The sequence below is a fragment of the Flagellimonas alvinocaridis genome (genome assembly GCF_004916895.1).
GTDB lineage: Bacteria > Bacteroidota > Bacteroidia > Flavobacteriales > Flavobacteriaceae > Flagellimonas > Flagellimonas alvinocaridis.
In genome coordinates this window covers 32,431-46,397 of the sequence record NZ_SNTZ01000005.1, presented here as the reverse complement: position 1 = coordinate 46,397, position 13,967 = coordinate 32,431, and the positions used below count along the sequence as shown (strand labels likewise).

Annotated in this window: 14 protein-coding genes and 1 tRNA gene; 4 read left to right on the top strand and 11 right to left on the bottom strand. The window is 42.6% G+C overall.

Annotated features, from left to right (window positions below; translation table 11 throughout):
- The first annotated feature begins 74 nt into the window (after positions 1-74).
- The 3 genes from asnS to EZV76_RS11270 are packed head-to-tail and all read left to right on the top strand — an operon-like array spanning position 75 to position 3,614.
- A complete protein-coding gene (gene asnS / locus EZV76_RS11280) occupies positions 75-1,508 on the top strand; it encodes an asparagine--tRNA ligase (protein ID WP_136566666.1) in 1,434 nt (477 codons plus the stop codon).
- 46 nt (positions 1,509-1,554) lie between these two features.
- Entirely contained in the window at positions 1,555-3,012 is a 1,458-nt protein-coding gene (gene rpoN, locus EZV76_RS11275) for an RNA polymerase factor sigma-54 (RefSeq protein ID WP_136566665.1), read from the top strand.
- Positions 3,012-3,614 carry a hypothetical protein gene (locus tag EZV76_RS11270; protein WP_136566664.1) on the top strand — a complete coding sequence of 201 codons (603 nt, stop codon included), beginning with the start codon at positions 3,012-3,014 and terminating at the stop codon, positions 3,612-3,614. Before rpoN ends, EZV76_RS11270 begins: the two co-directional genes overlap by 1 nt.
- Here EZV76_RS11270 and EZV76_RS11265 read toward each other — a convergent pair.
- The 8 genes from EZV76_RS11265 to EZV76_RS11230 form a co-directional block, all read right to left on the bottom strand.
- On the bottom strand, positions 3,609-4,316 hold the full coding sequence (locus EZV76_RS11265; protein ID WP_236640911.1) for a porin family protein: 708 nt from the start codon (positions 4,314-4,316) through the stop codon (positions 3,609-3,611). The two genes, EZV76_RS11270 and EZV76_RS11265, sit on opposite strands and share 6 nt — an antisense overlap.
- 69 nt (positions 4,317-4,385) lie before the next feature.
- A complete protein-coding gene (locus EZV76_RS11260; RefSeq protein WP_136566663.1) occupies positions 4,386-4,868 on the bottom strand; it encodes an ExbD/TolR family protein in 483 nt (160 codons plus the stop codon).
- A 9-nt stretch (positions 4,869-4,877) separates the two neighbouring features.
- A complete protein-coding gene (locus EZV76_RS11255) occupies positions 4,878-5,483 on the bottom strand; it encodes an ExbD/TolR family protein (RefSeq protein ID WP_136566662.1) in 606 nt (201 codons plus the stop codon).
- Between the two features lie 11 nt (positions 5,484-5,494).
- Positions 5,495-5,932, bottom strand: a complete 438-nt coding sequence (locus EZV76_RS11250; RefSeq protein ID WP_136566661.1) for a hypothetical protein — start codon at positions 5,930-5,932, stop codon at positions 5,495-5,497.
- A gap of 26 nt (positions 5,933-5,958) precedes the next feature.
- Positions 5,959-6,693, bottom strand: coding sequence for a MotA/TolQ/ExbB proton channel family protein (locus tag EZV76_RS11245; RefSeq protein ID WP_136566660.1), 735 nt, complete (start codon positions 6,691-6,693; stop codon positions 5,959-5,961).
- Between the two features lie 78 nt (positions 6,694-6,771).
- Positions 6,772-6,859 (bottom strand) — tRNA-Ser (locus EZV76_RS11240).
- A 65-nt stretch (positions 6,860-6,924) separates the two neighbouring features.
- Positions 6,925-7,962, bottom strand: coding sequence for an asparaginase (locus EZV76_RS11235; protein ID WP_439107973.1), 1,038 nt, complete (start codon positions 7,960-7,962; stop codon positions 6,925-6,927).
- Positions 7,959-8,726, bottom strand: a complete 768-nt coding sequence (locus EZV76_RS11230) for a TatD family hydrolase (protein ID WP_136566659.1) — start codon at positions 8,724-8,726, stop codon at positions 7,959-7,961. Before EZV76_RS11230 ends, EZV76_RS11235 begins: the two co-directional genes overlap by 4 nt.
- 101 nt (positions 8,727-8,827) lie before the next feature.
- On the opposite strand from EZV76_RS11230, the gene EZV76_RS11225 reads away from it, so the two are divergent.
- Positions 8,828-9,271 carry a retropepsin-like aspartic protease gene (locus EZV76_RS11225; RefSeq protein WP_136566658.1) on the top strand — a complete coding sequence of 148 codons (444 nt, stop codon included), beginning with the start codon at positions 8,828-8,830 and terminating at the stop codon, positions 9,269-9,271.
- 6 nt (positions 9,272-9,277) lie between these two features.
- Here EZV76_RS11225 and EZV76_RS11220 read toward each other — a convergent pair whose 3' ends face one another.
- The 3 genes from EZV76_RS11220 to EZV76_RS11210 form a co-directional block, all read right to left on the bottom strand.
- Positions 9,278-9,790 carry a GNAT family N-acetyltransferase gene (locus EZV76_RS11220; RefSeq protein WP_136566657.1) on the bottom strand — a complete coding sequence of 171 codons (513 nt, stop codon included), beginning with the start codon at positions 9,788-9,790 and terminating at the stop codon, positions 9,278-9,280.
- A 64-nt stretch (positions 9,791-9,854) separates the two neighbouring features.
- Positions 9,855-11,072, bottom strand: coding sequence for a 2-oxoglutarate dehydrogenase complex dihydrolipoyllysine-residue succinyltransferase (gene odhB, locus EZV76_RS11215; RefSeq protein ID WP_136566656.1), 1,218 nt, complete (start codon positions 11,070-11,072; stop codon positions 9,855-9,857).
- A 21-nt stretch (positions 11,073-11,093) separates the two neighbouring features.
- On the bottom strand, positions 11,094-13,892 hold the full coding sequence (locus EZV76_RS11210; protein WP_136566655.1) for a 2-oxoglutarate dehydrogenase E1 component: 2,799 nt from the start codon (positions 13,890-13,892) through the stop codon (positions 11,094-11,096).
- Between the last annotated feature and the right edge of the window lie 75 nt (positions 13,893-13,967).

The following is a 13,967-nucleotide window of genomic DNA, read 5'->3' as shown; positions in this document are numbered from 1 at the left end:
AAATTAGGCCATTCCATTGCTTTCATTTTTTATCAAAAACCTATCTTTACCCCTTAATTTACGATAGCCTTATAATGAAGTCTTATTCCATAAAAGAATTGCTTGAAAAGCAACCCGTAGGAGAACCTGTTGAAGTAAATGGATGGGTAAAAACATTTAGGAGTAACCGATTTATTGCCCTGAACGATGGTTCAAGCATACATAATCTGCAGTGCGTTGTCGATTTTGAAAATTTTGACGAGACCCTGCTCAAACAAATCAGTACTGGAGCAGCTTTAAAGATATCCGGCACCTTGGTGGAAAGCCAAGGAAAGGGACAAAGTGTGGAAATCCAAGCCACGGATGTATTTGTGCATGGTACGGCCGATCCAGAGACCTACCCCATTCAACCCAAAAAACACTCTTTGGAGTTTTTACGGGAAAAGGCACATTTAAGGGTCCGCACCAACACATTTTCAGCAGTAATGCGGGTACGTTCAGCACTATCATTCGCCATTCACAGCTATTTTCAGCAAAATGGATTCTATTATTTCCACGCACCTATCATTACTGGTTCCGATGCCGAAGGAGCTGGCGAGATGTTCCGGGTGACCACTTTGGATACCCAAAAACCTCCTGTTGATGATAGCGGCAATGTGGATTATAGTGAAGATTTCTTTGGAAAAGAAACCAACCTTACCGTCTCTGGCCAGCTAGAGGCCGAAACCTATGCCATGGCCTTGGGTAAAGTATACACCTTTGGTCCCACGTTTAGGGCCGAGAATTCCAATACCTCCAGACACTTGGCAGAGTTTTGGATGATAGAACCTGAAGTGGCCTTCAATGACTTGGATGCCAACATGGACCTTGCCGAAGATTTCATCAAATGGATCATTCAATACGTGTTGGATAACTGTTGTGATGATCTTGAGTTCTTGGAAAAACGTTTGTTGGATGAGGAGAAATCCAAACCCCAAGCAGAGCGCTCTGAAATGAGCCTGACCGAGAAACTGAAGTTTGTGGTCGAGAACAACTTTAAGAGGGTTTCCTATACCGAAGCCATCGATATTTTGCGGAACAGCAAGCCCAACAAGAAGAAGAAATTCCAATATCCCATTAATGAGTGGGGTGCCGATTTACAGAGCGAGCACGAACGCTTCTTGGTGGAAAAGCATTTTAAGTGCCCAGTAATCCTTTTTGATTATCCGGCCAATATCAAGGCTTTCTATATGCGTTTGAACGAAGATGGCAAAACCGTACGTGCCATGGACGTGCTTTTCCCAGGTATTGGGGAAATTGTTGGAGGTTCCCAAAGGGAAGAACGTTTGGATGTGCTTCAAGACAAAATCAAAGCGTTGAATATTGATGAAAAGGAGCTTTGGTGGTACTTGGACCTGAGACGATTTGGCACGGCCACACACAGTGGTTTTGGGCTTGGTTTTGAACGTATGGTGCAGTTTGCAACCGGAATGGGAAACATTAGAGATGTTATCCCGTACCCTAGAACTCCTCAAAATGCGGAGTTTTAATTGGAATTCTTAATTTTATAAGTAGGAAGATTGTAATTCAATCCCCATGCTAAAACAACATCTACAGTTTAAGCTTTCCCAGAAACTGTCTCCTCAGCAGATTCAGCTCATGAAGCTCATACAGCTCCCTACTCAGGCTTTTGAGCAACGTTTGAAGCAGGAACTGGAGGAGAATCCCGCCCTTGAAAGTGGAAAGGCGGAGAGCGATACTATGGATGACGGATTCGATGACACCTATGATGACTCATCGGACAATGAGTCGATATCCGCTGAAGATATCAACATTGATGACTATCTAAGTGATGATGAAATTCCGGATTATCGTACCCAAACCAGCAACTATAGTCCAGATGATGAAGAAAAGAGCATTCCCTATGCTGCTGGGATTTCCTTTAATCAATATTTGATCAACCAACTCAATACGGTTTATTTGGATGATGAGGAATGGGCCATTGCGGAATTCTTGGTAGGGAGTGTTGATGAAAGCGGCTATATCCGTAGACCACTTCCCGATATCATGGATGATTTGGCCTTTACCCAAAACATTTATGTGGATGAGAAAAAGATTGAATCCGTTCTTAAAGTGGTCCAAGAATTGGACCCCCCAGGTGTTGGCGCTCGTTCACTGGATGAGTGTCTTATCATCCAACTAAAACGCAAGGAACAGAAGCCTTCGATTGAATTGGCCATCAATATATTGGAAAAGTCTTTTGATCAATTCACTAAAAAACACTATGCCAAGCTCATCCAAAAGCACCATATTACCGAAGATGAACTTAAAGAAGCCATTGGGGAAATTGAAAGATTGAATCCCAAACCAGGAGGTTCCTACTCGGGCAATACCCGAATGATCGAGCATATTGTTCCCGATTTTTCCATAAGAATTGTGGATGGGGAACTGGAACTCACCCTGAATGGGAGAAATGCCCCTGAACTGCACGTATCCAAAGAGTACAGTAATATGTTGCAAGGATACAAGGACTCTAAGGAAAAATCCAAATCGCAAAAAGACACCGTTCTTTTTATAAAGCAAAAACTGGATGCTGCCAAATGGTTCATAGATGCCATTAAGCAACGCCAACAGACCCTTTTCATCACCATGAACACCATCATGAACTATCAAAAGGAATACTTTTTGACCGGTGATGAACGAAAATTGCGCCCCATGATCCTAAAGGACATTGCTGACCAAATAGACATGGATGTCTCCACGGTATCCAGGGTGGCCAACAGCAAATATGTGGACACTCCTTATGGCACCAAGCTCATTAAGGATTATTTTTCCGAGGCCATGAAAAATGAGCAAGGGGAAGATGTGTCCACCAAAGAAATCAAAAAAATATTGGAGACCGTTATTGGCGACGAAGAAAAGAGAAAGCCGTTAACGGATGATAAACTGGCAAAAATCCTTAAGGAACGAGGCTATCCAATTGCCCGTAGGACCGTGGCCAAGTACAGGGAACAATTGGGAATTCCTGTGGCCCGGTTAAGAAAGGAAATCTAATGCGCCATTTTTTCAACATTGTTTCCTACTTGTTCCACCCGTTGTTTATTCCGGTTGGTGGCACCGTTCTTTACTTTCTTATTGCCCCTTACAGCACTTTGGAGATTCAGAGCGGCAACATCCTACCTATTTTTATCCTAACGGTGATCATCCCCATCATTTTTTTTCTTATCCTGAAAAATTTGGGGATCATCAATTCCATCTTCCTCCCCACCCTCCAAGAACGCAAATACCCGCTCTATATAAGCTGCGCCTTATTTTTGATGATATTATATAAGGTGATACCCAATAACTACGTACAGGAGCTCTTTTACTTTTTCACCGGACTTTTAACCGCCACAGCAACCGCGCTCATCTTATTGTTTTTAAAGTTTAAGACCAGCATGCATTTGCTGGGCATGGGTAGCATATTGATGTTTATGATCGGACTTAGCATCCATTTTGAGGTAAACATTACCCTTGGTATTAGCCTCTTCACACTATTTACGGGTTTGGTGGCCACATCACGATTATATTTGAAGGCCCATAGCAAGTCTGAACTGCTTATTGGGTTTCTTGTTGGACTTTGCTCCCAACTAATCATACTGAAATATTGGCTATAGAATGTAGAAAATTAGCCCAATTCGCAACGCCCTCATGTCTACGCTCTCCCCGCTTTGTAACTGAACACTTTCTTCGAGCAATGGGTTTAGACCATAGTAGGCATGGATATTCCACGTATTGTAACCAAAATTGAGTATTAGCCCATACTGAAACTGTTGTACATCTGTATTGGAGAAACTTGTTGAGCCACTATCCATAACCAGTTTAGATCGTCCTGAAAACACATATCCGAATTTCATTCCGGCGTAGATACGCCAAAATTTATATTCTTCAGGTGTTGAGGTCCTCCAACGTAGCTCCACGGGAAACTCCACCGCATGGGTTTCCAATTTACTACGCTTGAAATCAGCTTGATCCATAACCTCATAGAGTATTGCATCTCCTTCTTTGGCAGCTACAATAGTACTATAATAGGAATTGACCGCATACCCAAGCCCAATTCCCAAACCTACAGTTCTTTTCAGGTTAAGGGGTATATCCTTTATAAAACCGGTCTGCAAGTTATAGGAAAGGTTACGCTGTACCGTATTATTGGGTCTGTTTAAAAGCAGATTATATCCCAATCCGATATAGAATTGATCTTCCAAATATCTGGAAAAATCTTCTTTATCGGCAGTTTCTACATTTTGTGCCCAGATATTTACCGGAGCCCAAATTAGAAACAGTCCCAAAAAACAATAGATAACTCCTTTGCGCATCATTATACATTTGAACAAAAAACGCTCCAAATTTATAATTTGGAGCGTTTCCCACTAAATCTAAGTTATTGTTTACTGCAAATTATTGAAAGCATCGCCTTCATAGGTCGTATAGTTGACCTTTAGGGCATTTACTTCTCTAAGTTGTTGCTTAATATCGGTTATAAGACCCATATTCGCATTTTTGTCAACCTTTAGGGCAGTAGTCAATACATTTTGAAGTTCCTGCGGTTTATTGGCACGTTCGGCCAAGATGTATGATCCAACTTCATCAACATTCGCAAACTTGTCATTCAATTGGATCCTTGGTTCTGTTCCAAATACACTTTGATATTCTTGGGTTGGTTTTCCAACGTAGATATAAATCACACGATCTTTTTTCTCCAACTTTTTGATTTCCGTTGCATTTGGAAGTGTATTCTCAACCAACAGGGAACTATCTTTCATGGTGGTCACCGTCATAAAAAAGAACAGCAACATAAAGACAATATCAGGAAGTGAAGCAGTTGAAACCGCTGGCAAATCCCCGTCTTTCTTTTTTGTAAACTTAGCCATACTATAGTTTTAATTGGTTGATGTTTCTGCTTCAGAAAGCTTCTGTGGAAACATATCTTGAATACGCTTTACCTTATCCTTCAAATCATCCCGAACTGCAGATGGCGTTTCTGGGTTTAAATACTCAGCCTCCATTTTTGTAAAATCCTGATTGTACAGACGCTGGGCTTCCCGGTTACGCAAATCGTTATAGGCACCTACCAATTCGTTTTGAACGGTTATATAAGTACTGTATTTGGTCTCCCGGTCATTCTTTAAAGAAATAATCGCTTTTGTTGGGTTATCTGATGAAGCTGCATCCTTTCTACCCTTACAGTAGTTACAGCTCCCATCCGCGTTGTTCTCCAGAAATGCTGTAGCCGCATTTCTTAAGTTCTTCAGATTCATCAATTCGTCCTCCACTAGCAATTGACCATTCTTGTTGATATTCACCGTAAAAATGTTCTTCTGCTTGATGATTACGTCTTCTTCGGGCGGCTCAATGGGCGGTAACATACGATCCAATCCTGCATCAGTTTCAATGGTGGTGGTCACCAAGAAAAATATCAACAAGAGGAACGCTATGTCTGCCATGGAACCGGCATTTACTTCCGGGGCTCCTTTTCTTCTAGGCATAACTTAACTTTTTACTTAACGAACATTTTCTTCAATCCGGGCAAAACCATAAGAAGTACGGCCAATACCGTTAGGATGAAAAACACATTCAGTCCCATTCCAATGTTCTTTACAGTACCCTCGGTAGTTTCAATTCCTCTTTGGGACATAGCTTCAACAACAGCCATGTTATCTGAGGAAAGTCCGTAAGATACCGCCACGATTATGGCCAATCCACCTATGGCGAACAAGGCCTTTTTAATGCTTCCAGGCGTGGTCAACAATTTTTTGAGTCCAAAAAACACTGCTGATACGACGGCTATGGCCAACAATATGTACATGATCACGAACATAAAGTTCATGGCACCACTACTGATGGCATTTGGATCATCAGCTGATGGCAAAGAGAACCAAAGAACGGCCGCTATCAACCCGATGACAATAAGCGCTATTTTAATTATTTTATTCATGACTCTCGATAGTTTTAGTTCCGTAATTATTTCTTGTGTGCTGCCAACATATCAATCAAGGATATGGAGGAGTCTTCCATGTCGTTTACGATACTATCGATTTTTGCAATGATATAGTTATAGAAAATCTGTAGGATGATCGCAACAATAAGACCAAATACCGTGGTCAAAAGTGCTACCTGGATATCACCAGCAATCAAAGATGCACTCAAGTTACCTACTGCTGCAATTTTCTGGAAGGCCTGAATCATACCGATTACCGTACCCATGAACCCAAGCATGGGCGCAATAGCGATAAACAAAGACAACCAAGAAACGTTCTTCTCCAATTGTCCCATCTGTACACCTCCATAAGCTACAACAGCTTTTTCTGCAGACTCCAAACCTTCACCTGCTCTATCCAATCCTTGGTAGAAGATGGAAGCAACGGGTCCTTTGGTGTTCCTACAAACTTCTTTGGCGGCCTCTACACCTCCAGAAGCCAAGGCGTCCTCAACTTGCTGCTTTAGTTTAGCGGAATTAGTGGTTGCCAAATTCAAATAAATAATTCTCTCAATGGCAACAGCCAATCCCAAGATTAGACATAGAAGTACAATCCCCATAAAAGCAGGGCCTCCTTGAATAAACTGTTCTTTCAATACTTGGGTGAAACCTTTGCTGGCTTCAGCAGCAGCTTCATCTTGCAACATAGCAGCCGATGCAGTTGTTGTTCCCAAAACAAACATTCCGGCAGCAGCCAGAGTAAAGGATACTTTTTTCATTTCTCTTAAACTTAAATTTAGTTAGTTAATAATGTTAAAGATATAAAAATTTTATAATTGAAAAATTAAAATACCTAGCAGAGAGGAAGGGATTCGAACCCTCGATACACTTTTGGTGTATACACACTTTCCAGGCGTGCGCCTTCGACCACTCGGCCACCTCTCTAATTGTCAATTGGGTCGACCAATAAACGAAAAAATAATCAGTTTTAGAAATTTGAGGCGTTAATTTTACAGCATTTCCCCGCGTAGTGATGTTTCAAAAATGGTTTTGAACAATTCGTCCGAAATATCACTCCCCAATAGGTACATGGCCTTTGTTATGGCTGCTTCAGTTGTAATATCCTTTCCATTAACCAGTTGCATTTCCTGAAGCTTTTCACTGGTCTCGTAATGACCCATGGACACACTTCCCCCAGAGCATTGGGTTACGTTAATTATGTGCAATCCTTTTTTAACGGCTATTTTCAATTCTTCCAAAAACCATTCATCCATCGGGGCGTTTCCAGCACCGTATGTCTCCAAAACCAACGCTCTTAAACCCGAAATGTTCAATACAGATCGTAAAACCTCCTTGTTCAAACCTGGAAATAATTTTAAGATAGCGACATTATCGTCCATATTCTTGTGAACTTGAAAGATTTTGTGCTTGGGCGTTCTGGGCAGTAGATTGCCATAGTGCACATTTAAATGCACCCCTGACTCCACCAAAGGTGGATGATTAAGGGAAGCAAATGCCTCAAAATGTTCTGCATTGATTTTAGTGGTCCTATTGGCCCGGTATAACTTATATTCGAAGTACAGACACACCTCCTGCACTACAGGCTTCCCATTTTCTTGCAGGGCCGCAATCTGAATTGATGTTATCAAATTCTCCTTGGCATCGGTTCGCAAATCGCCAATAGGCAATTGAGACCCCGTGAAGATGACTGGCTTGGTCAGGTTCTCCAACATAAAGCTCAAGGCCGATGCGGAATAGCTCATGGTATCGCTTCCGTGAAGCACAACAAAACCATCATAATCCGCATAGTTTTCTTCAATCATTGAAGCTATTGTGGCCCAATACCTTGGATTCATATTGGATGAATCTATAGGCTTTTCAAATGAAACTCCGGTCAAGGTACAATCCAATTGGTTCAACTCAGGGATATTCTTGATGAGCTCATCAAAATTGAAAGCACGCAAAGCCCCGGTCTTATAATCCTTAACCATACCAATGGTGCCTCCGGTATAGATTAGTAGAATATTGCTTTTTTGCTTCACGGTCATATATCAAATACCTTTTGGGAATTCTTGGTGGTCACTGACGCAATTTCTTCAATGGATTTTCCATAGATATCCGATAGCTTTTCCAACACCTTACTAATATAGGCGCTTTCATTTCGCTTTCCCCTATATGGAACTGGAGCCAAATACGGCGAATCCGTTTCCAAAACTATATGTTCCAAATCGATTTGATCTAAAAATTGGTCGATTTTTCCATTTTTATAAGTGGCCACCCCGCCAATCCCCAATTTCATACCATAGGAAATGGCTTGATGGGCTTGCTCCAAAGTTCCCGTAAAACAATGAAAAATTCCAAATAGACCATCTCCTTTTTCCTGCTCGAGAATCTCAAAGATTTCATCAAACGATTCCCGACAATGGATCACAATAGGCAAACCATGTTTCTTGGCTAGACGTATTTGATACACGAAAGCATCTTGCTGTTGCTTCAAAAAAGTTTTGTCCCAATATAGGTCGATACCTATTTCGCCAACGGCATAAAACTTCCGTTTGGACAACCATTCCTCGACCTGTACCAATTCCTCCTTGTAGTTTTCTTTGACGTGTGTAGGATGCAATCCCATCATTAAAAACACATTTTCTGGATATTCCTTTTCCAAATCCAACATGGATTGGGTATAGGTGGAATCAATGGCGGGAATGAAGAAACGCTGCACCCCGGCATCCACCGCACGCTGCATCATTTCTTTTCTATCACCGTCAAAGGCCTCGCTATAAAGATGGGTGTGGGTATCTGTTATAATCATATCGCAAAAATAGGCTTATCTTAGACCTTCCAAAACTTTGTTTTGCATATTACACATAGATGCTTCGACTGGGCTCAGGATGACATCTCTCAATCAACCATATGGCATCACTTAAAAAATTTCTTGAATCCAAAAGCTACACTAAGATACCCCTGTCTTTCACGGAGACCAACCATTTTGAACTTGCTGCCAAAATCAATGGGATCACCGGTAGATTTATCCTAGACACCGGAGCTTCCAACACTTGTGTGGGAATGGACAGGATTGATTTTTTCAAGATGGTTTCCGAAAGCACCGATGTAAAAGCCGCAGGAGCTGGGGCCACCGAAATGGAAACCTTGATTTCTACCAAAAACAAAATCAAAATAGGGGATTGGAAAAAGAGTCGGCTTAAAATCGTTCTCTTTGATCTAGTACATGTAAACAAAGCCCTTACCTCCCACAATGCGTTACCTGTAGATGGCATTATTGGGGCCGATATTCTTAAAAAAGGTAACGCTGTTATTGATTATGATAAAAAATGCCTTTATCTAAAATTAAAGTAGACACCTTCACCTCAATTTCTTTTCAAAAAAGCAAACATCTGCATTGTGGTAGTGAACCGGCAAATCTGAAGTATTCTTAAGCTTCCGAATTCCTAAAAATTCAAAGCCACTTTTGGTATAATGTCCTATTAGGCCATCATTTTTTCCACACGTATCCATTCGGATAAATTTCTTATCGGTGGCTTTCGCAAAATCGGTGGCCCAATCCAAAATCTTTGCAACAAAATTCCCGCCCCTAAAATTTGGGTTGGTAGCAATTCTATGGATATATATGGAAAATTCGTTGTCCTTTTCCTCCCAGATTTGGGGGTCCCTGAATGTTATGGCCCACACGCAAGCAATCTCACCATTGATCAACAACTTAAATTGTCGGTTGTCATCGACCTCTGTAACCACTAATTCATGGCTAAATTCAGGCCACTGGTTCTCAGGAAACTTCACTTTCTGAAAATCGGTGGCCAGTTTATAAAGCCTAAAAATTTCGGGAATATCGTTTCTGGTGCTGTTGGTAATCAGCATTTTTCGATACTTTAAGTTGTTTGAAAGAGAGGCATCCACATTAACCTCACTAAAACCCTACGATTTAAAGCTCCAGAGCTTTTTTCACATCACCATCCATCAACAGCTCCACCGGGCTTTCCAAAGCTTCCTTGACCGCTACCAAGAAACCAACGGACTCTTTTCCGTCAATGATTCTATGATCGTAGGACAATGCCACATACATGATAGGCGCAATGGCAATGGCACCATCTCTTACAATGGGTCGCTCTACAATGTTGTGCATTCCTAAAATCCCACTTTGTGGTGGGTTGATGATGGGTGTGGACAACATGGAACCAAATACCCCTCCATTGGAAATGGTAAAGGTACCACCTGTCATTTCATCAACGGTAATTTGGCCATCCCTTGCCCTAAGCGCCAAACGCTTTACTTCAGCTTCAACACCCCTAAAGGTCAAGTTTTCCGCATTTCGGATTACAGGTACCATAAGACCTTTGGGCCCGGAAACAGCAATACTGATATCGCAGAAATCATAGGTGATCATCTCCTTGCCATCGATCATAGAATTTACGGCAGGATACATTTGCAATGCTCGGATAACCGCCTTGGTGAAGAATGACATAAAGCCCAAACCTACGCCGTGCTTTTCCTTAAATTCTTCCTTGTACTGATTGCGTAGCTCAAAGATAGGAGACATATCCACCTCATTGAAGGTGGTCAACATCGCGGTTTCATTCTTGGCTGCTACCAAACGCTCTGCTACTTTTCTACGAAGCATGGACAATTTGGAACGGGTCTCCCCCCTATTCCCTCCAGTAGGTGTACCCATGGATGGAACTGCTTGCACCGCATCTTCTTTGGTGATGCGACCATCTCTACCCGTACCAGAAACGGACGAAGGTTCAATCCCTTTTTCATCCAAAATCTTCTTGGCAGCAGGCGAAGGTGTACCAGAGGCGTAAGTTTCCTTTTTAGGCTCGGCTTTCTTGGCTTCTGCCTTAGGTTCTTCTTTTTTGGGTTCCTCTTTGGCTTCTGCCTTGGGAGCATCTCCTTCCGGTTTTTTGGCACTGGTATCAATAAGGCATACCACTTCGCCGACCGCCACAGCATCCCCTACTTCAGCTTTTAGCGTTATAATTCCACTTTCTTCCGCAGGAAGTTCCAATGTTGCCTTGTCCGAGTCAACCTCTGCAATGGCTTGATCCTTTTCCACATAATCTCCATCCTCAACCAACCACTCGGCTATCTCAACCTCTGTAATGGATTCCCCAGGAGAGGGAACTTTCATTTCTAGTACCATGCTATACGCGTTTATACTTTATTATCGAATTAACATATTGTCCTTACTCTTATCAAAGACATACTCCAACACTTGGGCATGCCTTCTTTGGGAACGCACCGCACTTCCTGCGGCGGGAGCTCCATAAAATCTTCGTGAAGCCACCCTGAATTGTTTGGCTTCATCAAAATGCATCATCAAATGCCCCCAAGCACCCATATTTCTAGGTTCTTCTTGAGCCCAAACAATGTCGTCTGCATTTTTATACTTCTTGATGATGTTCTGCATCTCACCTGTTGGCAAGGGGAACAATTGCTCCACACGCACCAAGGCCACATCATCCCTTTTCAATTCTTCCCGTTTATCCAAGAGATCATAATAGAACTTTCCGGTACAGAACACCAATGTTTTGACTTTGGCTGCTTTTGCCTCGGCATCATCGATTACCATTTGGAAGCTTCCATTGGCCATTTCCTCTTTGGTGGAAACCACTTTAGGATGCCTCAACAAACTCTTCGGCGTGAATACCACCAAAGGTTTCCTGTAATCGGCTTTCATCTGTCTACGCAACAAATGGAACAGGTTGGCCGGAGTAGTGACATCTGCTACATACATATTGTCCTTGGCACACAACTGAAGGTACCGCTCCATTCTGGCGGATGAGTGTTCAGCTCCTTGTCCTTCATACCCATGTGGCAACAACAGCACCAAACCGTTCTGCAATTTCCATTTATCTTCGGCAGAAGACAGGTATTGATCAATAATGATCTGGGCTCCATTACTGAAATCCCCAAACTGAGCCTCCCAAATGGTAAGGGTCTTTGGGCTTGCCATGGAATACCCATAGTCAAAGCCCATTACCGCATATTCCGACAACAAGGAATTATAGATATGGAACTTCCCATTTTGGTTGTCCCCAAGTTCATTCAACAAAGTTACCTCTTCCTCGTGCATCTCTGTCTTGATCACAGCATGACGATGGGAGAAAGTCCCTCGTTCCACGTCTTGACCCGTCATACGCACATCAAAGCCTTCCTCGATCAGGGAACCGTAGGCCAAAAGTTCACCCATGGCCCAATCCAACTGATTGTCCTCAAAGTACATTTTATGGCGTGCCTCCACCAATCGCTCCAGCTTTCTCAGAAACTTCTTGCCTTCAGGAAGCGCAGTGATTCCTTTGGCAATTTCCGTCAATTTTTTGAGGTCGTATGAAGTATCCATGGTTTCCAACATGGTATCTTCGGTCACTTGGCCAAATCCTTCCCATTCATCTTGCATGAAAGGGGTTATTCTTGTTTTCTCTATTTTTCTGGAATCGAGAAGGTTTTCTTCAAGGTTCTTTTTGTATTCCTCCTCCAGATTTCTTACGTAGTCCTTGTCAATAATGCCCTCGGCAATCAGTTTCTCTGCATAGATATCCCTTGGGTTCTGGTGCTTGGATATGGACTTGTACAGCAAAGGTTGTGTGAACTTCGGCTCATCCCCTTCGTTATGTCCATATTTTCTATAACCCAATAGATCCAAGAAAATATCTCGCTTGTATCGCATTCTGTACTCCAATGCAAAAATGGAAGCATGCACCACAGCTTCGGCATCATCCGCATTGACGTGCAATACGGGGGACAGGGTAACCTTGCCCACATCGGTACAATAGGTAGAGGAACGGGCATCTAGATAGTTGGTAGTAAACCCGATCTGGTTATTTACCACGATATGGATAGTCCCTCCGGTAGCATACCCGTCCAAACGGGCCATTTGTATGATTTCATAAACCACACCTTGTGCCGCAAAGGCCGCATCGCCATGCACCAAAATAGGCAGGACCTCTGAAACATTGTCGGTATGGTCACGGTCTTGTTTTGCGCGGGTTATTCCTTCAACAATGGCATTTACGGTTTCCAAATGCGAAGGGTTGGGCGCAATGTTCATGTTCACCATCTTTCCGGAATCGGTCTCCCGCATGGAGGTCCATCCAAGGTGATACTTTACATCCCCATCAAAGATGGTCTCTTCATAATCTTTTCCATCGAACTCACTGAAAATGTCCTTGGGAGATTTCCCGAAGATGTTGGTCAGCACATTCAAACGGCCACGGTGGGCCATTCCCATTACAAATTGTTTCACCCCGCTATCCGCGGCCTTTTCTATGATTGCATCCAAAGCAGGAATCAAAGACTCTCCACCTTCCAAAGAAAATCGTTTCTGACCCACATATTTGGTATGCAAAAAGCTTTCAAAGGAAACGGCCTCATTCAATTTTCTAAGGATGGCCTTTTTTTCTTCCGGATTGAAATTGGGATGGTTGTCGTTTACGTTGAGCCAATCCTGGATCCATTGGATACGTTCAGGGGTACGGATGTACATATATTCCACTCCAATGGAATCGCAATAAATACGCTCCAAATGGGCCACAATTTCCTTCAAAGATGTGGAACCGATTCCCAGAATCTTTCCAGCATCAAAAATGGTATCCATATCCGCTTCGGACAGGCCAAAGTTGGCAATGTCCAAAGTAGGCTCATACTTTCTTCTTTCCCTTACCGGGTTGGTTTTGGTAAAGAGGTGCCCCCGGGAACGGTACCCATCTATCAAACGGATGACCTGAAACTCCTTTTGCAGGGTTTCGGGCATTTCCACCTGTTTTCCATTGGCAAGAATTACCGTGCCGGTATTGCCGGAATCTATCCCCAAATCTTCCAAGGAGCTTTCCATTCCGAAATCAAATCCTTGAAAAAAAGCCCTCCAACTGGGCTCCACACTATCGGGGTTCGTAAGATATTTATCGTACAGCTCCGCAAAAAATGAGGTGTGTGCTGCGTTTAAAAATGAATATTTGTCCATGGACAGCTAATAGCTAAAAACCTATCTAAAAATTTTATCAAAAATACAACAAATACAACAGTTGGCCTACAAAGT